This is a genomic window from Rhodoblastus acidophilus (assembly GCF_025961575.1).
Taxonomy (GTDB): Bacteria; Pseudomonadota; Alphaproteobacteria; order Rhizobiales; family Beijerinckiaceae; genus Rhodoblastus; species Rhodoblastus acidophilus_C.
This window is the reverse complement of the sequence record NZ_JAOQNX010000032.1, coordinates 1-20713: the sequence shown is the minus strand read 5'-3', so window position 1 is coordinate 20713 and position 20713 is coordinate 1. Positions and strand designations below refer to the sequence as shown.

General features: G+C 65.0%; 17 protein-coding genes. 7 read left to right on the top strand and 10 right to left on the bottom strand.

Annotation, left to right across the window (positions count from 1 at the left end):
• Nucleotides 1–134 precede the first annotated feature (134 nt).
• Together M2320_RS19075 and polA are read left to right on the top strand one after the other, a co-directional pair.
• Nucleotides 135–2708 carry an outer membrane beta-barrel protein gene (locus tag M2320_RS19075; RefSeq protein ID WP_264598644.1) on the top strand — a complete coding sequence of 858 codons (2574 nt, stop codon included), beginning with the start codon at nucleotides 135–137 and terminating at the stop codon, nucleotides 2706–2708.
• Nucleotides 2709–2847: 139 nt separating this feature from the next.
• Nucleotides 2848–5802: a DNA polymerase I gene (gene polA / locus M2320_RS19070; protein ID WP_264598643.1), complete on the top strand. Its 2955-nt coding sequence runs from the start codon at nucleotides 2848–2850 to the stop codon at nucleotides 5800–5802.
• Nucleotides 5803–5804: 2 nt separating this feature from the next.
• Here the strand turns inward: polA and M2320_RS19065 are convergent, their stop codons facing one another.
• The 4 genes from M2320_RS19065 to fabA all read right to left on the bottom strand — a co-directional run bounded on the left by M2320_RS19065 (nucleotide 5805) and on the right by fabA (nucleotide 9489).
• On the bottom strand, nucleotides 5805–6836 hold the full coding sequence (locus M2320_RS19065) for an NAD-dependent epimerase/dehydratase family protein (RefSeq protein ID WP_264598642.1): 1032 nt from the start codon (nucleotides 6834–6836) through the stop codon (nucleotides 5805–5807).
• Between the two features lies 1 nt (nucleotide 6837).
• Nucleotides 6838–7659: an enoyl-ACP reductase FabI gene (gene fabI, locus M2320_RS19060; protein WP_184427035.1), complete on the bottom strand. Its 822-nt coding sequence runs from the start codon at nucleotides 7657–7659 to the stop codon at nucleotides 6838–6840.
• A 9-nt stretch (nucleotides 7660–7668) separates the two neighbouring features.
• A complete protein-coding gene (gene fabB, locus M2320_RS19055) occupies nucleotides 7669–8889 on the bottom strand; it encodes a beta-ketoacyl-ACP synthase I (RefSeq protein ID WP_264598641.1) in 1221 nt (406 codons plus the stop codon).
• A gap of 87 nt (nucleotides 8890–8976) precedes the next feature.
• A complete protein-coding gene (gene fabA, locus M2320_RS19050; protein ID WP_184427033.1) occupies nucleotides 8977–9489 on the bottom strand; it encodes a 3-hydroxyacyl-[acyl-carrier-protein] dehydratase FabA in 513 nt (170 codons plus the stop codon).
• A 182-nt stretch (nucleotides 9490–9671) separates the two neighbouring features.
• On the opposite strand from fabA, the gene irrA reads away from it, so the two are divergent.
• Both irrA and dnaA read left to right on the top strand, forming a co-directional pair.
• Nucleotides 9672–10181 (top strand): iron response transcriptional regulator IrrA, encoded by a 510-nt coding sequence (irrA, locus tag M2320_RS19045; RefSeq protein ID WP_264598673.1) that lies wholly within the window; start codon nucleotides 9672–9674, stop codon nucleotides 10179–10181.
• A gap of 741 nt (nucleotides 10182–10922) precedes the next feature.
• Nucleotides 10923–12350, top strand: a complete 1428-nt coding sequence (dnaA, locus tag M2320_RS19040; protein ID WP_264598640.1) for a chromosomal replication initiator protein DnaA — start codon at nucleotides 10923–10925, stop codon at nucleotides 12348–12350.
• Nucleotides 12351–12430: 80 nt separating this feature from the next.
• Here dnaA and M2320_RS19035 read toward each other — a convergent pair whose 3' ends face one another.
• Nucleotides 12431–13486: a L,D-transpeptidase family protein gene (locus tag M2320_RS19035; RefSeq protein WP_264598639.1), complete on the bottom strand. Its 1056-nt coding sequence runs from the start codon at nucleotides 13484–13486 to the stop codon at nucleotides 12431–12433.
• On the opposite strand from M2320_RS19035, the gene M2320_RS19030 reads away from it, so the two are divergent.
• Entirely contained in the window at nucleotides 13458–13775 is a 318-nt protein-coding gene (locus tag M2320_RS19030) for a hypothetical protein (protein WP_264598638.1), read from the top strand. The genes M2320_RS19035 and M2320_RS19030 overlap by 29 nt on opposite strands.
• Before the next feature lie 141 nt (nucleotides 13776–13916).
• Here M2320_RS19030 and M2320_RS19025 read toward each other — a convergent pair whose 3' ends face one another.
• Nucleotides 13917–14078, bottom strand: coding sequence for a hypothetical protein (locus M2320_RS19025; protein ID WP_264598637.1), 162 nt, complete (start codon nucleotides 14076–14078; stop codon nucleotides 13917–13919).
• Nucleotides 14079–14120: 42 nt separating this feature from the next.
• Here M2320_RS19025 and M2320_RS19020 point away from each other — a divergent pair, with 42 nt between their 5' ends.
• The gene (locus tag M2320_RS19020) at nucleotides 14121–14858 is read left to right on the top strand and encodes a DUF2076 domain-containing protein (protein WP_319801452.1); all 738 of its coding nucleotides are present in this window, start codon (nucleotides 14121–14123) and stop codon (nucleotides 14856–14858) included.
• A gap of 161 nt (nucleotides 14859–15019) precedes the next feature.
• On the opposite strand, the gene M2320_RS19015 is transcribed toward M2320_RS19020, so the two are convergent.
• Nucleotides 15020–15544 carry a CYTH domain-containing protein gene (locus M2320_RS19015; RefSeq protein WP_264598636.1) on the bottom strand — a complete coding sequence of 175 codons (525 nt, stop codon included), beginning with the start codon at nucleotides 15542–15544 and terminating at the stop codon, nucleotides 15020–15022.
• A 325-nt stretch (nucleotides 15545–15869) separates the two neighbouring features.
• Between M2320_RS19015 and M2320_RS19010 the strand changes: the two genes are divergently transcribed.
• Nucleotides 15870–16325 (top strand): YaiI/YqxD family protein, encoded by a 456-nt coding sequence (locus tag M2320_RS19010; protein ID WP_264598635.1) that lies wholly within the window; start codon nucleotides 15870–15872, stop codon nucleotides 16323–16325.
• 20 nt (nucleotides 16326–16345) lie between these two features.
• Here M2320_RS19010 and M2320_RS19005 read toward each other — a convergent pair whose 3' ends face one another.
• The 3 genes from M2320_RS19005 to hemW all read right to left on the bottom strand — a co-directional run bounded on the left by M2320_RS19005 (nucleotide 16346) and on the right by hemW (nucleotide 20486).
• Nucleotides 16346–17824 carry an amino acid permease gene (locus tag M2320_RS19005; protein ID WP_264598634.1) on the bottom strand — a complete coding sequence of 493 codons (1479 nt, stop codon included), beginning with the start codon at nucleotides 17822–17824 and terminating at the stop codon, nucleotides 16346–16348.
• Between the two features lie 69 nt (nucleotides 17825–17893).
• A complete protein-coding gene (locus M2320_RS19000; protein ID WP_264598633.1) occupies nucleotides 17894–19252 on the bottom strand; it encodes a TAXI family TRAP transporter solute-binding subunit in 1359 nt (452 codons plus the stop codon).
• A gap of 67 nt (nucleotides 19253–19319) precedes the next feature.
• The gene (gene hemW / locus M2320_RS18995) at nucleotides 19320–20486 is read right to left on the bottom strand and encodes a radical SAM family heme chaperone HemW (protein WP_264598632.1); all 1167 of its coding nucleotides are present in this window, start codon (nucleotides 20484–20486) and stop codon (nucleotides 19320–19322) included.
• Between the last annotated feature and the right edge of the window lie 227 nt (nucleotides 20487–20713).

Here is a 20713-nt window from a genome sequence, read left to right as displayed (position 1 = left end):
ATCTTTATTGTCAAGCCCGAAGGCGAGGTCTTACCAGTTACAGTGAATTTTGATTTGGAATTGGAGTGATTTCGATGCAGGAATTCGGAGGAGCAGGTCGCATCGGAGCAGGCGCCGCCTTCGCGGCGCTTTGCGTGACTCTCGGCTCGACGGCGGCGTCGGCGCAATCATGCGGAACCCAAGGCTATCCGCAAGTCATTGGCGGCGTGGTCGGCGCCTCCAACGCGCTCGGCGCGGTCATCGACACGGTGAACACCTCGTTCATCGCCCAGGGCAACGCCTTTGTCGGCGGCTTGCCGAACCCGGCGCCCGACCAAACCTCGGGAGGAACATGGGGCCGCGTGATCGGCGGCAACGTGGCGACCAACGCAACCGGAACCTTCAACGGAACGATTGGCGGCGCCCCGGCTCAGATCTCCTGCAATTCCAACGTCCGCCTGGGCTACGGCGGCTTCCAGCTGGGCCAGGACATCGCCCGGCTGAACATTGGCGGCGACGGCGGCTCCGTTCATATCGGGGTCACCGGCGGCGCGCTCGAAGCCAATGCCCAAGATCGCGGCGTCTCCAACTTCACCGGCAATTTCGAAGTCCCGTTCGCCGGCCTCTATGCGGCCTATATGAACGGCCCGTTCTTCGCCGACCTTCTGGTGCGCAGCGATTTCTACCAGACGAGCCTGACGTCGCCGGACGCCGCGCTGCAGAACCAGCGGCTGAACGGTCTCGCGGGCACCGTTTCGACCTCGGCCGGCTATCGCTTCGACCTCGGAAACAACTGGTTTGTCGAGCCGTCCGGCAGCTTCATCTACTCCAGGTTGACCCTCAACACGCTCAGCCTGCCCGGCGGGTTCGGGAACTCGAACAACCAGTTCTTCTTGCCGCCGGCGACGCTGTCCATGTCGCCCAACGAGAGCATTCTCGGTCGACTCGGCGCGCGCGTGGGAACGTCCATCAGCGCGCAGAACATAAATTGGCAGCCTTTTGCGACCGCGAGCGTCTGGCATGAATTCGCTGGCAACACGACGGCGACGTATGATGCTCCGGTTTCGCTGAACCCGCTTTCAGCGACAGGCGTGATCAGCAACAGCCGCATCCAGACCTACGGTCAGTTCAGCGCCGGCGTCGCCGCGCAGGCGGTTGGCTCACCTCTGGTTGGATATGCGCGTATCGATTATCGCACCGGTGGAAATATCGAGGCGATCGGCTTCAGCGGCGGCCTTCGCTACAACTTCGATCCGACATCCGGGCCTCTCAAGAGGGTCGGCGTCTTCAAGGGTCCTGAGCAGCCGGCGGCGGCTTACGACTGGAGCGGTTTCTATGTCGGCGCCCTTTCCGGCATGGGCTGGGGCCAAAACACCTGGAACTTCCCGGCGATCGGGACCGGAACGAGTCCCCGGAATGCGGGCGCGCTTCTCGGCGGCTCCGTCGGGTACAACCAGCAGTTCGGCGCCTGGGTCCTCGGCGTCGAAGGCGATGCGGCCGCCACCCATGCGAAGGGCGGCGCCGGCTGCATCAACAACTTCGCCAACTCGCAGTACTTGCCCTCGCAGAACTGCAACAACGACCAGACGTGGGTCGCGACGACGACGGGCAAGTTCGGCTATGCCTGGGATCGCGTGATGGCGTACGGCAAAGTGGGCGCCGCCTTTACCGAAACCAAGATCGACGTGTCCTGCAACGCGGACGCCAAGTTCTGGGGTCTCGGCTGCATGACGGCCGCCGGCTACGCCGCGCAGAATCTGGCGACGACCACAAGCCAGGCCGGCTGGACGGTTGGCGCCGGCTTCGAACTCGCGCTGACATCCGCCTGGTCGGCGAAGGCCGAATATGACTACATGAATTTCGGCTCCAGAAATGTGGTTCTGCCCGACGCTTCGGTGGTCAACTTCAAGCAAGCGTTCAACCAAGTGAAATTTGGCTTGAACTATCACTTCAACCACGAGGATGCGGTTGCGACCGCGCCGGCCGCCGCCCCGGTCGATTGGACCGGTCCCTATCTCGGCGTCGCGGTTGCGGACCGCTTGTCCTCCGCTCGGTGGGAGACACCATCGCTTGTGGCTGGAGCCATCCCGCCCGACCCGACCACAACGCCGGCGTCCTTCTATAGCGCCAATGCCCAGGCTCGACTCTCCGTCGGCTACGATTTGCAGGCGTCATCCCAATGGGTCGTCGGCATTGTCGGCGATGTGGGCAACGGCGACAGCAAGATGACCAGAGCCGGCATTCCGGGCGCCTTCGGCAATGGCGACAATGCGACCTACATCTACTTGCGCGGAATTGAGGCTGAAGGCGCCGACTCGACCAGCGTCAAGCTGGGATGGGATGGCGCGTTCCGCGGCAAGGTGGGCGTGCTCGTGACGCCGGCCGTCTTGGTCTATGGAACTGGCGGCGCCGCTTTCCAACAGGTGTCCGTATCGGCAAATTGCAACGGCTCGCCCGCTTCCTGGTGTGTTGGCGGTCCGCGCACCCAGACGTTCACTTCTGTTCGCTTGGGCTGGACGGCCGGTCTGGGCGTGGAAGCGCTGCTCACTGGAAATTGGGTGGGCAAGGCTGAAGCGCGCTATGCGGATTACGGCAACTACGCCAACAAGTTCTTCGCCGGAACGACTGACGAAGTCACGAGCAGCGTGCGGCCTCAGACCCTGACGGGACTGATCGGCGTCTCCTACAAGTTCGGGACGGAGCCCGCCGCCGTGGTGGCGAAGTACTGAGATCTGCGCAAACCTCGTCAAACGAACGCGGGCGGCCCAAGAGGCTGCCCGTTTGCTTTGGCGCCGGCTTCATGGATTCCCTTACGCCTTCCCTTTCGTGTATGAGTTGTCCACCCCATCGGTCTGGTCCACGAAGCGGATGACTCAAAACACTCCAAAACTCTCGCCCGGCGATCACGTCTTTCTCGTCGACGGGTCGAACTTCATTTTTCGCGCCTATTTCCAGTCGATCCGCCAGGACCAGAAATACAATTACCGCGCCGACCGCCTGCCCACCGGCGCGGTGCGGCTGTTCTGCGCCAAGCTGCTGCAATTCGTCCGCGAGGGCGCGGCGGGCATAAAACCCACCCATCTCGCCATCATTTTCGACAAGAGCGAGAACTCGTTCCGAAAAGAGATTTATCCGGAATACAAGGCCAACCGTTCGGCGCCGCCCGAAGATCTCGTGCCGCAATTCCCGCTGTTCCGCGCGGCCGTGCGCGCCTTCGGGCTCGAGCCGGTCGAGCAGGACGTTTACGAGGCCGACGATCTGATCGCCACCTATGCGCGGCAGGCGGCGGAAGCGGGGGCGGACGTCACCATCGTCTCCGCCGACAAGGATTTGATGCAGTTGGTTCGCCCCTGCGTCTCCATGTACGACCCCGCGTCAGGCGAGCGCGAGGAGCGCCGCATCGGGCGCGACGAGGTCGTCGCCTATTTTGGCGCGCCGCCGGAAAAGGTGGTCGACATCCAGGCGCTCGCCGGCGATTCCACCGACAATGTGCCGGGCGCGCCGGGAATCGGCGTCAAGACCGCCGCGCAACTGATCGGCGACTATGGCGATCTCGACACGCTGCTCGCCCGCGCCGGCGAGATCAAGCAGAACAAGCGCCGTGAAACCCTCACCAATCCAGAGGTCGTCGAAAAGGTCCGGCTGTCGAAAAAGCTGGTCGCTTTGGTCGACGATGTCGCGGTGACGACGCCGCTGTCGGACCTGCGCTTGCAGCAGCCCGACGGCAAGACCCTGGTCGCCTTCCTCAAGGCGATGGAATTCACTACCATCACCCGCCGCGTCGCCGAAATGTTCGAAGTCGATGCGGGCGCCATCGACCCCGACCCCGCCTTTGTCGGCCCCGGCGGCTGGCGCGGCCGCGACGGCGCGGTTTTTGAGCGCCCTGCCCCGGAGCCGGCCGAACCCAAGGCGACGGCGGACATTGCCGGTCCGCAGGCGCTCGCCATCGCGCGCAGCAATGCGGCGAAAATCCCGGTCGAACGCGACAAATATGTTTGCCTGTCGTCGCTCGATCAGGTGCGGGCCTGGGTGGAGGCCGCGCTCGAAGCCGGCTTCGTCTGCTTCGACACCGAAACCGATTCGCTCGACGCCATGCAGGCCAATCTGGTCGGCATTTCGCTGGCGCTCGGTCCCAACCGCGCCTGCTACATCCCATTCGGCCACAAGGCCGGCGCCGAAGACCTGTTCGGCGCCGATTTTTTGCCGGACCAACTGCCGCTGCGCGACACGCTCGACCTGCTCAAACCGCTGCTGACCGCGCCGTCGGTGATCAAGATCGCGCAGAACGTCAAATATGACTGGCTGGTGCTGGCCCAGCACGGCATCGAGGTCGCGCCGGTCCAGGACACAATGCTCGCCTCCTACACGCTCGACGCCGGTCTCAACGGCCACGGCATGGACGAGCTGTCGCTCAAATTTTTGGAACATCGCCCCATCCAGTTCGGCGAGGTCGCCGGTCAGGGCAAAAGTTTTATCGGTTTTGCGCGGGTCGCGCTCGACAAGGCCACGGAATATTCCGCCGAGGACGCGGATGTCACGCTTCGGCTTTGGAACGTGTTGCAGCCCCGTCTCGCCGCGGAAGGCATGACCAGCGTTTACGAGACCCTGGAGCGGCCCATGCCGCTGGTGCTGGCCAAAATGGAGCGGCGCGGCATCTGTGTCGACCGCGCCATCCTGTCGCGTCTCTCCGGCGAATTCGCCCAGGACATGGCGCGGCTGGAGGCGGAGGCGCATGTAATGGCGGGCGAGGCCTTCAATCTCGGCTCGCCCAAGCAGGTCGGCGACATTCTGTTTGGCAAATTCGGCCTGCCCGGGGCGAAAAAGACTGCGACAGGCGCCTGGTCCACCTCGGCCAGCGTGCTCGACGATCTCGCCGAACAAGGCAACGAACTCGCGCGCAAATTGCTGGACTGGCGGCAGGTGCAGAAACTGCGCTCGACCTATGCGGAAAACCTGCCGCGCTATATCAATCCCCTGACAGGGCGCGTTCATACCTCTTACGCGCTGGCGGCGACCTCGACCGGGCGGCTGTCGTCGTCCGAACCCAATCTGCAAAACATTCCGGTGCGCAACGAGGCCGGCCGCAAGATCCGCCGCGCCTTCATCGCCGCGCCCGGACAAAAATTGATTTCGGCGGATTATTCGCAGATCGAGCTGCGGCTGCTCGCCCATATCGCCGACATTCCCCAGCTCAAACAGGCTTTTGCCGAGGGGCAGGACATTCACGCGCGCACCGCGTCGGAGATTTTTGGCGTGCCCGTCGAGGGCATGCCGGGCGAAATCCGCCGGCGCGCCAAAGCGATCAATTTCGGCATCGTCTATGGCATTTCCGCCTTCGGCCTCGCCAACCAGCTCGGCATTTCCCGCGAGGAGGCCGGCGCCTATATCAAACTCTATTTCGAGCGTTTTCCCGGCATCCGCGCCTATATGGACCGCACGAAAAAGCTGTGCCGCGACCAGGGCTTTGTCAGCACCCTGTTCGGGCGCAAATGCCATTATCCGCGCATTACGGCGAGCAATGCATCGGAGCGCGCCTTCAACGAGCGCGCCGCGATCAACGCGCCGATCCAGGGTGCGGCGGCCGACATCATCCGCCGCGCGATGATCCGCATGGACGACGCGCTCGCCGCCGCAAAACTTTCGGCGCAAATGCTGTTGCAGGTGCATGACGAACTGGTGTTCGAGGCGCCCGCGGCCGAGGTCGAGGCGACGATAAAAGTGGTGCGAAAAGTGATGGAGGGCGCGGCGCTGCCGGCGGCGGACCTGTCCGTTCCCTTGCTGGTGGAGGCGCGAGCCGCCGACAACTGGGACGAGGCGCACTAACTTTAAGCGCGCTGGCCCAAATGCCAGGCCATGGTCCGCGAAATGGCTTCGTCCAGCGGGATGGTGACCTTCAGGCCGAGCTCGCTCCGGGCGCGCAAAATGTCGGGCGCATAATGGTTGATCGGATTGGAGGCGTCGGCGCGTCCAGCGATGGTCACGCCGCAGGGCCTCGGCGCCGCCGCCGCCACCGTTTCGGCCAACGTCTTGATGCTGACCGCCTGATCCGAGCCGACATTATAGGCGCGACCTGAGCAGCCGCGCGCCAGCAGCGCGAACATCCAGACGCAAAGATCGACGGAATGCAGGTAGGAGCGCACCGCCGTCCCGTCGCCGCCAACCCGCACCGGACCGCCGTTCAGCGCGTCGCGCAAAAAATTGCCGATGGCGAAATGGGCGTCGAGCGGCAGAAGCGGCCCGACCAGCGTGAAAATGCGCGCCACGGGAATTTCAATCCCATCGCGCGCCGCGGAAAGCGCGCACAAAAGCTCCGCCATGCGCTTGGCCTCGGCATAGGCATAATAGGGATCGAGGCAGTCGGGCGCGCTGGTCGCGGTTTCCTCGATGAGGCTGACGCCCGGGGGAAACCGGCCATAGACCGCGCCCGAACTCATCAGCAGCATGCGCTTGGCGCCGGAGTCGCGCGCCAGTTCCAGCGTGCGCCGCGTGCCCTCGACGATCGTGTCGATCATGCCGAGGGGATTGTCGCGGTTGAGCTGGGCGCTGGCGTCGGCGGCGCCGGCGATGACGATGTCATAGCGGCCCTCGACCGCAGCCACGCGCACATCGCCCTGAACCAGCGTGATCCCAGGCGCCGCGGCCAGATGCGGCAAGCGTTCGGCAAATTTCTGGGGGTCGCGCGACAGCGCGACGACGCGCGCCCCAAGACCGAGGCGCGCATTGGCCGCGACGATGATTTCCAGCATCGTCGCGCCGATGAAGCCGGTGCCGCCGGTCATATAGATCGAGCGTCCCCGCAACGTCTCGAGATCAGCGGCTGCGGCCGCCAAAACCTCGTCGATGTCGCGGGCCAGCACCTTATTCGCCGCCGCTGTCCTTCAGGCTGCCCGGCTGCGGCATGGAGATGATGTTGTAGCCGGCGTCGACATAATGGATTTCGCCGGTCACGCCGGCCGACAGGTCGGACAGCAGATAGAGCGCGGAACCGCCGACATCCTCGATGGTGACGGTGCGGCGCAGCGGCGCGTGCTCGCGCTGGAAATTGAACATGAAGCGCGCGTCGGCGATGCCGGCGCCAGCCAAGGTGCGGATCGGCCCGGCGGAAATGGCGTTGACGCGCACCCCCTGCTCGCCGAGATCAGAGGCGAGATAGCGCACACTGGCCTCAAGCGCCGCCTTGGCCACGCCCATCACATTGTAATTGGGCATCACCCGGGTGGAGCCGCCATAGGTCAAGGTCAGCAGCGAACCGCCGAGCGTCATCAGCTTTTGCGCGCGCTGGGCGACTTCGGTGAAGGAATAGGCGGAGATCACCATGGTGCGCGAAAAATTCTCGCGCGTGGTGGCGTCGATATAGCGGCCCTTCAGCTCGTTCTTGTCGGAGAAGCCGATGGCGTGGACGACAAAATCCAGCGCGCCCCATTCCTTCTCCAGCGCGGCGAACACGGCGTCGAGGCTGGCGATGTCCTCGACGTCGCAGGGCAGAATCAGTTTCGACCCCACGCTTTCGGCGAGCGGCGCGACGCGCTTGCCCAGCGCCTCGCCCTGATAGGTGAAGGCGAGCTGCGCGCCTTCGGCGGCGAGCGCCTGGGCGATGCCCCAGGCGATGGAATGACTGTTGGCGACGCCCATGATCAGGCCGCGCTTGCCGGTCATCAGTCCCTTGGCGGAAACGGTCATCCGGAAACCTCAGGCGTCGACGTGCTTGAAAATCAGCGTGGCGTTGGTGCCGCCAAAGCCGAACGAATTGGACAGCACCGCGCCGAGCTGCTTGCCGTCCTGCCGCGCGCGAACAATGTTCATGTCCGCGAAGGCCGGATCGAGATTGACGATATTGGCGCTTTCGCAGATGAACCCGTTCTGCTGCATCAGCAGCGAGTAGATCGCCTCCTGCACGCCGGCCGCGCCCAGCGAATGGCCGGTGAGCGACTTGGTCGCCGAAATCGGCGGACACTTGTCCGCGCCGAACACCTTTCGCAGCGCCTCGATCTCCTTGGCGTCGCCGACCGGCGTCGCCGTGGCGTGCGGATTGATGTAGTCGATCGGGATTTTGCAGGTTTCCAGCGCCATGCGCATGCAGCGCTCGGCGCCCTCGCCCGAGGGGGCGACCATGTCGTGGCCATCCGAGGTCAGGCCGTAACCGGCGAGTTCGGCGTAAATCTTCGCGCCGCGCGCCTTGGCCCGCTCATATTCCTCGAGCACCAGCACGCCGGCGCCGCCGGCGATGACAAAACCGTCGCGATCCGCGTCATAGGCGCGCGACGCCTTTTCCGGCGTGTCGTTATAAGCGGAGGACATCGCGCCCATGGCGTCGAACAGGACGGAGAGCGTCCAGTCCAGCTCTTCGCAGCCGCCAGCGAACATCACGTCCTGCTTGCCATATTGAATCATTTCCGCGGCATTGCCGATGCAATGCGAGGAGGTCGCGCAAGCCGAGGAGATCGAATAGTTCACCCCCTTGATCTTGAACCAGGTGGCGAGCGTCGCCGAGGCCGTCGACGACATGCTTTTCGGCACGGCGAAGGGGCCGACGCGCTTGGGACCTTTGGTCCGGGTGATGTCGGCGCATTCCACCACCGTGCGGGTGGACGGACCGCCCGAACCCATGATGATGCCGGTGCGCGGGTTGGAAATGTCGCCCAGCTCCAGGCCGGAATCGGCGATGGCCTGCTCCATGGCGACATGGTTCCAGCCGGTGCCGTCGGCGTGGAAGCGCATGGCGCGGCGGTCGACCACATCGGCCGGATTCAGCTTGGGCGCGCCGTGAACCTGGCAGCGAAAGCCGAGTTCGGCATATTTTTCCGCCCGCACGATGCCCGACCGGGCCTCGCGCAACGAGGTGAGAACTTCCCCCGCATTGTCGCCAATGGAGGAGACAATGCCCAAACCCGTGACGACGACGCGCCTCATGCTCAAAACTCCCGCGCCCCCGGCGCATATTTGCGCCACTCGGGCGAACATTGCCCCACTGGCCTGAAGATCAGGCTCGCCCGAAGGTCAGACGGCCGGCTGAAACAGGCCGACGCGCATGTCCTTGACTTCATAGATGCGCTTGCCGTCGGCTTCGAGCCAGCCATCAGCGATGCCCAGCTTGAGCTTGCCCTTCATGACGCGCTTGAAGTCGACGCCATAGACCACCTTCTTGACGGTCGGCAACACCTGGTCGGCGAATTTCACCTCGCCGACGCCGAGCGCGCGGCCGCGGCCGGGCAGGCCGAGCCAGCCGAGAAAGAAACCGGTGAGCTGCCAGAGCGCATCGAGGCCGAGGCAGCCAGGCATGACGGGATCGCCCTGGAAATGGCAGCCGAAGAACCAAAGATCGGGCTTGATGTCGAATTCGGCGCGGACATGGCCCTTGCCATTGGCGCCGCCCTCTTCGGTGATCTCGACAATGCGGTCGAACATCAGCATGGGCGGCAGCGGCAATTGCGCATTGCCGGGGCCGAACAATTCGCCGCGCCCGCAGGAGAGCAGGTCCTCATAATCGAAACTGTTGCGCCGTTCGCCCATCTTAGGCCGTTCCCCCGGTTGCCTTGCGGCTTTCGCCGCGATTCAGAAACCGCGCCTTCTAACATAGCGCAAACGGCGCCGAAAGACTGTGCGTCATGGGCAAGCTGACGCAGCCCGCCTCGGTTGTCGCCGCGCCGGCAAAATCCTATATTGAGCGCGACATCGCGGGGGTTTTAGGACATATGGAGAAATCACAAGCATCCGCGAAATCCCGCGCCGCGCGCAAAAGCGGCGACCAGAGCGGCGATTTGAGCAGTGATCTGAGCGGCTGCCCGTTGCATGATCTGCGCGAAAAGCTCGACGCCGCGGGCCTGCGGCCGACCAAGCAGCGCATGCGCCTGGGCTGGCTGCTGTTCGGGCGCGGCGACCGCCACGTCACCGCGGAAAAACTGTTCGAGGAAGCGCAGGCGGCGGGCGCCCATGTGTCGCTGGCCACCGTCTATAACACGCTCAACCAGTTCAAATCCGCCGGGATGCTGCGCGAGGTGACGATCGACGGGACCCGCACCTATTTCGACACCAATATTGACGACCATCAGCATTTCCTCACCGAGGAGGCGCATCTTCTGGTTGATCTCCCCAAGGAGCTGATCGACTTCCGCGCCCTTCCCGAGCCGCCCGAAGGCATGGAGATCGCGCGCATCGACGTGGTGGTGCGGCTGCGCCGGAAGGACGCCGCCCCCTCCAACTGACGCGCGCAACACACGACCGGCGGTCGCCCCAGGCGTTGCGGCGCGACTGTGGCCCAAGCGCACATCCCGACAAAATTTTCGTGGGCGCCAAAACCCGCGGTTGGCCGATCTCCATTGTTTTTCGTCGGTTAGGCGCAAAATGCGCTGGGGAAGCGCATCGGTATGCGCTTGACTCGCCTCCTGGCAGGCTCCGAATCGAGGCAAAATTCACGGACGTATTTTTTTTCGCACCGGACGCGGTTTCAGTTTTTGCTCTGACTCATCGGCATCCCGGGCGCCTCCGTCCAAGGTAGAAATCGCGCCGCCCGGCGCCGCCGTTGCGCCGCCCAAAAATCGTAGTTTGGCCATTGCACGGCCAACCGCTGGCGTGTATCGTCGGGCATCAGGTTAAGAATAATGTATAAATCGGACTTAACCACGAAAAGACTAACTATAGAATGTTCGATAAATAAATTAATTGACGCCGATACCTGCCCCAGCGATAAGCGTTGCTCGTTGGCGCGAAATGATAAAATTTCGGTTGCTTTTTTTGGGCGAATTTGTTACTAGATAAATGCGTTTTTGTCCAAGAAACCACGTGACCGGAGCAGCGCTGTGCCTCTCTAAATGTCTTCGATGTCGCGCCTGACGGTCTGGCGATCCAAATCGCCAGAAGTATGCGTTCGCGTTCCCAACGGTCGTGAATTCGACAAAACAAGAAAATCGACAACGAAAACCCGGCAAAAGACAAGAAGACAAGAAATGTCAAAAGCGAACACTCAGAAAGCTCTGAACGGCGACGCCTATTCACGCGCGGATGAATTGGTGAAATTCTGCACGGTGCTGCGGGCTGAACTGGGTGACGCCATCTATTCGTCCTGGTTCACCCGCCTTGAGCTTGACCGTATCGCCGACGGCTGCGCCTATCTGTCCGTCCCGACCAAGTTCCTGAAGAGCTGGATCTGCGCGCATTATTACGAAAAGCTCCGGGCGATCGCCGTGGCGCAATTGCCTGGCGTTTCCGAGATCTGCCTGTCCGTGCGCAGCGCCTCGTTCAGCGTCGTCGCCGCCGAAACCGAGCCTGCGACCGAGGCCCGCGCCGCCCCCCGGGGCCCCGCGCCCGTCGCGGCCGCGCCGCGCGAGGTTTCAGGCGCTGGCGTCGAGACCTCGGCGCTCGACACGCGCATGACCTTCGCGAGCTTCCTGGTCAGCAAGTCCAACCAGCTGGCCTTTTCCGCCGCCCAGGAAATCAGCCGGTCCTCGTCGATCTACAATCCGCTCTACATCCATGCCGGCGTCGGCCTCGGCAAGACGCATCTGGTCCAGGCCATCGCCCAGGCCGCGACGGCGGCGGGGCGCAACGCGCTCTATCTCACCGCCGAAAAGTTCATGTACAGCTTCGTTTCGGCGCTGAAGTCGCAGAATTCCCTGTCCTTCAAGGATTCCCTGCGCGGCATCGACCTCCTCATTGTCGACGACGTGCAATTCCTGCAGGGCAAGGCGGTTCAGCAGGAGTTCTGCCACACGATCAACGCGCTGATCGACAATGGGCGCCAGGTGGTCATCGCCTGCGACCGCGTGCCGAACGATCTGGAAAATCTCGACGAGCGGATCCGCTCGCGGCTCGCTGGCGGCCTGTGCGTCGAAATCCATCCACTGGACGAGGAGTTGCGGCTGCGGATCGTCGAGGCGCGCATCGCCGCCACCCAGATCGTGCAGCCGAGCTTCGAGGTCGCGCCCTCCGTCGTCTCCATGGTGGCGAGCATGATCCGCACCAATGGCCGCGACCTCGACGGCGCCGTCAACCGCCTGCTGGCCCACACCACGCTGGTCGGCTCCGTCCTGACGGTCGAACAGGCGGAAAACGCCATCCGCGACCTGATCCGCCACCGCGAAGCCAAGCGCATCAAGATCGAAGACATTCAGAAGCTGGTGGCGACCCATTTCAATGTGAGCCGCGCCGACATCCTGTCCTCGCGCCGCACCGCCAATGTGGTGAAGCCGCGCCAGATCGCCATGTATCTGGCGAAAATCCTGACGCCGCGCTCGCTTCCGGAGATCGGCCGGCGCTTTGGCGGCCGCGATCACACTACCGTCCTGCATGCGGTGCGCAAGATCGACGCGCTGGTGGCGAAGGACGGCGCGCTCAAGCGCGAGCTGGAGCTGCTGAAGCAATTGCTCGAGGATTGAGGCCGAGGCCACCGCATCAAAAAAGTCCGGCGAACCAGAAGTTCGCCGGACTTTTTTTATCCGTTCAGGCCTTCAGGCGCTCAATCGCCCACGGTGTCGACATTGTAGACGTCGTCGCGGAAATGCACGGTGCCGTCGGCCGAGGCCCAGCCGGTCATATAGACCCAGATCACCGGCACGGGCGCGGTCAGCTTGACGTCCTCGCGCGCGCCGGTCTTGATCCGGTCCTGGATCAGCTGGCCGGTCCAGACGCCGCCGTTCGGCGCGGGCGTCTCGCGCAGCAGCCAGGCGGCGAGATCGTAGACGCCCTGCACGCGCACGCAGCCATGCGACAGGAAGCGGTAATCATTGGCGAACAGGTTGCGCGACGGCGTGTCGTGCATATAGACCGCGTCGGGATTGGGCATGGCGATGCGGATCAGGCCGAGCGAATTGCCGGCGCCGGAATCCTGCCGCAGCGTGTAATTCTTGGCCTGCTCGGAATTCCAGTTGATCGAGCCGGGATTGATTTCCTGGCCCTTGTTGTTGAGGATTCGGATTCTTGCGCGCGACAGATAATTGGGCTGGGAGCGCATTTTCGGAATGATCTCGTTCTTGATGATCGATTCCGGTACGGTCCAGGTCGGGTTGAGATTGACGGCGACGATTTTCGCCGAGATCTGCGGCGAATGATGGTCGGGGCCGCCGACGATCGCCACATAACGATGCGCGACATGGCCATTTTCCACGGCGTCCACGGCGGTCGAAGGCAGGTTGACCACCACATATTTGTCGCCGAAGGGGAAGGACAGGCCGGCGAGCCTGTTGGCCGAGGAGGCCAATTGCTTGAAGCGCATGCGCGCCGGCACGTTCAGCGCCTTGAGCGTGGCGCCCGCGACCACGCCGGTCTGGCGCAGGCCGTTGCGGAATTGGAAACGCTTGATCCCGGCGGTGAGCGCCGGGCTCCAATTGGTCCCGCTCGCCTCGGCGCCGACCAGATCGCCCTCGAGCGACAGCCGCTTGCGCAGCGCGGCGACGGCAGGGCCCTTGGCGCCGGGCGAAAGCGCCGAAACACTCGGCCAGCCGCCGGCGTCGGCGATCGCCGCATAGCGTTCGGAGGCCAGCGCCGTGGCGAAGAAGGTCTCGGGCTGCAGCACCGGCGTCGGATCGTCCGACAGGGCCATTTCGCGCGGCGGCGCCACCGGCTTGGGCTTTGGCTTCGGCGCGGGCGCAGGCGTCGCGCTCGCGGCCGGCGCGGGCGTCGCCGCGGGATCGGCGGGCGCTGGCGCGGATGCGGCCGGCGCGGGAGACACGGGGGCTGGCGCCGAGCTGGAAGGCGCGGGGCTGGCCGGCGCGGGGCTTGCGGGCGCAGGACTCGCCGGCGCCGGGCTTGCGGGCGTGGGACTTGCTGACGTGGGACTTGCGGGCGCGGCGGGCGGCGTCTGAAGGGTCGGCGCCGGCGACAGCGGGCTCGGCTCCGCGACCTGCGCGGTCGCCTCCAGCGGAACGGCCAGGGCCGCCAAGGTCAACAGTCCCATCCAGCCAATGCGCATAATCGCCAATCCCGATCCTTCCAAACCTTAATGTTCAGCTTAAAGCCGCTGCCGCGCGGAACACCAGATGTTTGTCGCGCGCAAAAACCTTTCCGGCGCCGCTGTGACCTTTTTGCGGCGGCGCCTTGCCGCAAGATGACGGAAATTTCATGCAGAAGCGGTCTTTGCTTTGTCGCAGCCCGAGCACATATTCCATGCGTCCGGCCCAGCGCCGACGACAACCAAGGAATAAAGCGTCATGCCTATGTCGCCCGAAGAACGTCAGATGCTGACCCAATTGTTCGAACGCGTGCGCAGCCAGGCCGGCGCGCCGCGCGAACAAGATGCGGAAGCATTGATCGCGGACGCCGTCCGCGCCCAGCCCTACGCCCCCTATCTCCTCGCCCAGGCCGTCCTGGTCCAGGAACAGGCGCTCAAGGGCGCCGACCAGAGGATTCGCGAGCTCGAGAGCCGTCTCGCCCAGGCCGAACAGGCGGCTCAGGCCGCGCAGGAGCAGCCGCGCAGCGGCGGCTTCCTCGGGGGCCTGTTCGGCGGCGCCGGCGCTCCCGCGCCGCGCCAGGCCCCGCCCTCGCCGTGGGGCCAGGCCAATCAGCCTGCGCCCCCGCCGCAGCAGGGCGGCCCCTGGGGCCAGCAGGCCCCGCAGCAGCCCGGGCCCTGGGGCGGCGCACCTCAGGCCCAGGGCGGCGGCAACAGTTTTCTTAAGGGCGCGCTCGGCGCGGCGGCCGGCGTCGCCGGCGGCGTGCTGCTCGCGGACACGCTGAAGGGCGTGTTCGGCGGCGGTCACGGCGGCGGAGCGGGCGGTCTTGGCGCCGGCGGGTTTGGCAATGCCGGACTCGGCGGCGGCGGCGAGACCATCGTCAACAATTATTACGGCGACGACCAGCAGCGCGGCGGCGGCAATGACCCGGACCCCGGCTATCAGGACGCCGACTACCAGGACGACGGCTATTCCGGCGACGACAGTTACGACGCCTGATCCCAGACAATCGCCGTCCCGCGCCCGCGCGGGACGGCCCGGACATAATAACCACATGTGGTGAAGAGGGCCGTTTCGAACCATGGCCTCGAAACGCAAGCCTTAATCATCGACTCAAGCCGCCCCACGCGCCCCCGTGGGGCGGCTTTTCAATGAGACGGTCAGACGGACGCGAACTCGCGAACGGGCAAGGCCAGCAGGTGCGCCACGGTGAGCGGCGCCTCCGACGCCAGCGACAGGCGCGCCATATTGCGCTTGCGAAACCGCTCGTCCGCCGTCACTTCGCGGCCGACCCAGGGCGGAAGCGGAACGCGCTGGTCGGCATGGGCGAGTTCGATCTCCGCAATGGCGATGCCGGCCAGACGCTTCTCATAGAGATCGACCGCCCATTCGAAACCGGCGTGCACCACGCGATAGCGCAATTTCTCCACCACCATGTCGCCGCACATGGTCGCCAACATCATCTCGGCGTCGGCGGGCGGAATGCAATATTCGAACTCCCAGCGCGCGAGGCCGACGGAATTGGTCTTCACGGCCAGCGAGGCCTGCCTCTCCCCCAGCCGCACGCGAACCTTGCCGCCGCCGGACTCGCTGACCAGGCCGTCGCGCAAGCGTTCAACGCCCAGCGCCTCGTCACGCCAGCCCTCGTTCCGAAGCAGGAATTTGCGTTCGATCTCGATGTTCATGCAACAGGCTCGGGCCACCGGAGTAGTCTGGGATTGATAAACTGTATTGCCGAGGGTTTCAATGGGTTGACGCAGTATCGCGGGATCACGCGAAACCGGCGCATACGCCTTTTGGTCATTTTATAGTCACCCTGCCCGCTTTCCATGCCGCCTGATCGCAGCCGGGAGGCGAAGGCGGGGGAAAACGCCCCTGTGTCATCAATCTGTGATCTTCGTCAGGAATTTTAAGGATTCCGCTCGGCGCCCGCGCCATCCTCCTTGCCCCCGATGCGCGCGGCCTGCGAAACTCGGCGCCACGACCGCGACCGGTCGCGCCGGAGGACGCATGCCGAAAATCCTGATCGACGCCGACGCCTGTCCGGTGAAGGACGAATGCTACAAGGTCGCCGCCCGGCACGATCTCAAGGTGTTCGTCGTCGCCAATCGGCTGCTGCAGGCGCCGCGCCACCCGATGATCGAGCGCGTCCTCGTGCCGCAGGGGCCGGATGCGGCCGACGACTGGATCGCCGAGCGCGCCGAACCCGGAACCATCGTGGTGACCGCGGACATTCCGCTGGCGGCGCGCTGCGTCAAGGCGGGCGCCTTCGTCGTCGCGCCCAATGGCAAGGTTTTCGACGACGCCTCGATCGGCATGGCGCTGGCCATGCGCGACCTGATGGAGGATTTGCGCGCCACGGGCGCCGTGTCGGGCGGACCCAAGGGGTTTTCGCCGCGCGACCGCTCGGCCTTCCTCTCGGCGCTGGAGCGCGGCGTCCAGCAGGCGCGCCGGCGCCAAGACTAGCGTGTCAGCGCCTGAGCGCGTCAGCGCCCGACCTTGCGGGCGTTGCGGTGGCCGTAGACGAAATAAAAGCCCATGCCCAGCACCAGCCAGAGCAGCAGCCGCGCCCAGGTTTCCCAGGGCAGGCCGGCCATCAAGCCGAGGCAGGCGACCACGCCGAGAGTCGGCAGCGCCGGCGAGCCGGGCACGCGGAACGGGCGCGGGGTCTCCGGATGGCTGTGGCGCAGATACATGACGGCGACGCAGACCAGCGCGAAGGCGGCGAGCGTGCCGATGCTCACCATTTCGCCGAGCACGTCGATGGGGAACACGGCGGCGATGGTCGCGACGATGAGGCCGATCAGCCCCTGGCTCAGGGCGGGCGTGCGCGAGCGCGCGCTGATCCGGCCGAAAAAGCCCGGCAGCAAGCCGTCCTTGGCCATGGCGAACATGATGCGCGCCTGGCCGAACAGCAGCACCAGAATGACCGTGGTCAGGCCGGCGAGCGCCGCGAATTTCACCACCACCGCCAGCCAGGGCAGGCCGATGGCGTCGATCACCGCCGAAATCGGATCGGGCCGGTCGAGTTTTTCAAACGGCACGACGCCGGTCAGCACCGCGGAGACCCCGATATAAAGCGCGGTGCAGATGGTGAGCGAAGCGATCAGGCCGATCGGAATGGTGCGCCGCGGCTCGTGCGCCTCCTGCGCCGCCGTCGACACCGCGTCAAAGCCTATGTAAGCGAAAAACACCACGGCGGCCCCGCGTAAAACCCCGCTCCAGCCGAAATGGCCGAATTCCCCGGCATTTTCCGGTAAAAAGGGCGTCCAGTTGGCGGGGACGACATGCAGCCCGCCGGCGACGATCACCACCGCCACCACGGCGAGCTTGAAGCCGACCATGACATTGTTAACCCGCGCGGATTCGCGGGTGCCGAGCATGAGCAGGCCGGTGATGACCAGCACCACCGCCGCCGCCGGCGCGTTGAACAGCCCGGTGGCGGTCGCCGCGCCGGGCGCGTCCAATAGTCGAAGGACGGCCCCGGACGGCGCCGTCAGCTCGGCCGGCAGATGCAGCCCGAGGCTCGCCAGCAGGCTCGTCAGATAACCCGACCATCCCACCGCGACGGTCGCCGCGCCCATGGCGTATTCCAGCACCAGATCCCAGCCGATGACCCAGGCGAAAATCTCACCGAGCGCGATATAGACATAGGAATAGGTGCTGCCGGAAACAGGGATCAGCGCCGCCAGCTCCGCATAGCACAGCGCGACAATGGCGCAGGCGAGACCGGCGAGCGCGAAGGACAGGATGACGGCGGGCCCGGCATAGCGCGCCGCCGCCGCGCCGGTGAGGACGAAAATGCCGGCGCCGATGATCGCCCCCACGCCGAGCGCCGTCAGCGAGAACGGCCCGAGGCTCCTGCGAAAGGTTTCGTTGGGCGCGTCGCCATTGGCGTCATCAATGGTTTTTCGCGTGAGATAGCTCTGGGTCAAGGCGGCCTCGCCGATGTCTTCCGGCGTCATCGTATGTGCGCCGCGAAGGACCATCAAGCCGGCGCGCGCTCAAAGGATGCGCATATCCCGTGCAAAAGCCTAATTCGACAGCGCGGCGGGCGCCTCGGCGGGGCCTGGGCTCTGCGGCGGCGGCGCCGCGGCCAGGTCCTTGCGCCGCCGTTCGATGGCGCGGCGCGCGTGATCGATCGCCAGGGTCGTGATCGGCGCCTGCGCGACATCGGCCGTCCCGGCGGTCATATGATTGACGCAGATACGGATCAACTCGTCGAGTTCGTCGTCCAGCCGCTCCAATTCCGCGCTGTCGGCCCGGCGCGCCGCGTCGGCGATGACCAGCAGCTGGTAGGCCTGCTGCTCGACATCCACCAGCTTGCGGTTGCGCCACCGACTCCACCCGAGGGCGATCAGCGATCCCAACAGGCTCGCGGGAATGCCGATCACGTAGAGATATTGCTGGAGCGCATCGAGCAGGCTCTGGTCGCCGCTGCTGAGATAGGCGGAGAAGCCGGGATGGATCGGCAGGACCGGACTGGTGTCGTCGGCGTCGGGCGTTTCAATCTGGCTGGCCAGCGGATCGGCCGTGATCAGTTTTTCCTTGGTGTTGAGCACGGCGCGGCCGATCAGGCCCGCGACCACATTGAGCATGGTTTCGGGAACGACCAGCCGGTAGGTCACGGCGAGGCAGGTGGTGGAATCGTCGGGAGTCGGCGGCTTGCCCTTGAACGCGCCCTCGGGAACGTCGATGGATTCGAAACCGGGAAAACGCTTGACGATCGCGTCGGCCTGATCGATCGCCAGCAGATCGGGCGCGGCCTTGGTCGCCCGGTAGATCGAGGCGGCGACCGCAACGGCGTCGCCGGGCCCGATCGGCCCCACGGCGAGCGCCGCCGACGCCTGTTTGCGATGGATGGCCGGACCGATCGCGTCGACGGGGAGGAAGAGGCGCTTCACCTTGTCCGGCGCAATGTCGAAATAGGTGAGGATGGCGTCGAGCGCCTTTGAATTGTTCTCCTGCGTCGGCCCCTGCGGAATCGCCACGGTCTTGCCGACGAGTTTCGAGACATCGTCGATCGGCGATCCATCCGGCAGGAAAATGGCGAGAACGTCGCGGCGCATGATGGCGATGGTGCGCCCATTGGTCGGGGGCGACACGTCGCTGCGCACCAACGCGAGATCGACCTTGCCGTTCTCCATCGCCTGGGCGCTCTCGGCGAGGCTGCTGACGGGAACGAAGTCGAAGCGCACGCGCGGATGTTTGGCGGTCAGAACCTTGGCGAAAGCCCCGACGAAGCGGTTCGCCGGGGTTCCCGACACGCCCGTGGTGATGCGCAGCGTCGCCTGGGGCGACCAGACATAGAGCGCGGAAAGAATCACGCCGGCGATGAGCAGCAGCCCCGCCGCCGCCAGGGCGACCGGCCGGAAACGGAACAAGCCAAACATGCGCGTCTCCTTTCGCCTGAGCATGGACGCGCTTCGTTAAGAACGCGTCGAAGTCCAAAGCGAAGGATTACGCGGCGAGGTCGGCGACCACGGCGTCCAGCACCGGAAATCCTTCTGAAGTCACGCGGATGCGGCCCTGGCGGGTATATTCGACCATGCCATGGGCGATCAGGTCGGCGACGCGCGAGGCTTCGAAACGCTTGCCCGTCAGGGTTTGGAAGCGCGCGGGATCGATGCCCTCGGCGAGCCGCAGGCCCATCAGCAGGAATTCGTCGCCCTGCGCTTCGGTCGAAAGCGCCTCGTCCTCGATGAGTCCGTTTCCCTCGGCTTCGACCACGGTAAGCCACATTTCCGGATGCGGCTCGGTGGCCTGGGCGCGCCGGCCGCCGCGCGCCGAAACGATGCGGCCATGGGCGCCGGGGCCGACGCCGGCATATTCGCCATAGCGCCAGTAGATCAGATTGTGGCGGCTCTCGCAGCCGGGCCGCGCGTGATTGGAGATTTCATAAGCGGGCATTCCCGCCTTCTCCGTCAATTCCTGGGTCACGTCCCACAAAGCGCGGGCGGCGTCGGGCGTGGGCGTTTTCAGCTTGCCCGCCTCGAACAGCCGCTCGAACATCGTGTCGGGCTCGATGGTGAGCTGATAGAGCGACAAATGTTCGGGCGCGCGCCTCAAGGCCTCGGTGAGTTCGGCGGCCCAGGCCTGCGGGCTCTGGCCGGGCCGAGCGTAAATCAGGTCGAACGAAGCGCGCGAAAAAGTCTTGGTGGCGACATCGAGCGCGCGCATCGCCTCGTCGACGCTGTGCATCCGCCCCAGCATCTTCAGATCGGCGTCGTTGAGGGCCTGCACGCCCACGGAGACGCGATTGACCCCGGCCGCCCGATAGCCGGCGAATCGGCTGGCCTCGACGCTGGTCGGATTGGCCTCCAGGGTGATTTCCGCCTGGGGATCGAGCTTCCAGTTCTTTCCGATCGCCTCGATGATCCGCGCGACGGTGTCGGGCGACATCAGCGAAGGCGTGCCGCCGCCAAAAAAGATCGAGCGCACCACGCGCCCCTTGGTCAGGGCGGCGCGATGTTTCAGCTCGATGAGAATCGCGTTGAGATAGCGGTCTTCCTCGTAGGAGCCGCGCCGCACATGGCTGTTGAAGTCGCAATAGGGGCATTTGGCCAGACAGAAGGGCCAATGGACGTAAACGCCGAATCCGGGGTCCTGAGGTGCGATCGAAGCCATGCCGTCTTATGCCATGGAGCGCCGCCCCGGTCACGCGCAGGCTTTACGAATTGTTCACCTTGCTTGCGAAGGGGTTAACGCGATCGGTGAGACGCCCATGGGCCGCCCTCGCCCTTCGAGACGGCGCTTCGCGCCTCCTCAGAGGCTGTGACTTAATCTCTGTCCCTTCGCTTGTCTGATGAGTTGGGTGTGGGGACAACCAGCGTGCTTGCGGGGTCCCTCTTGTC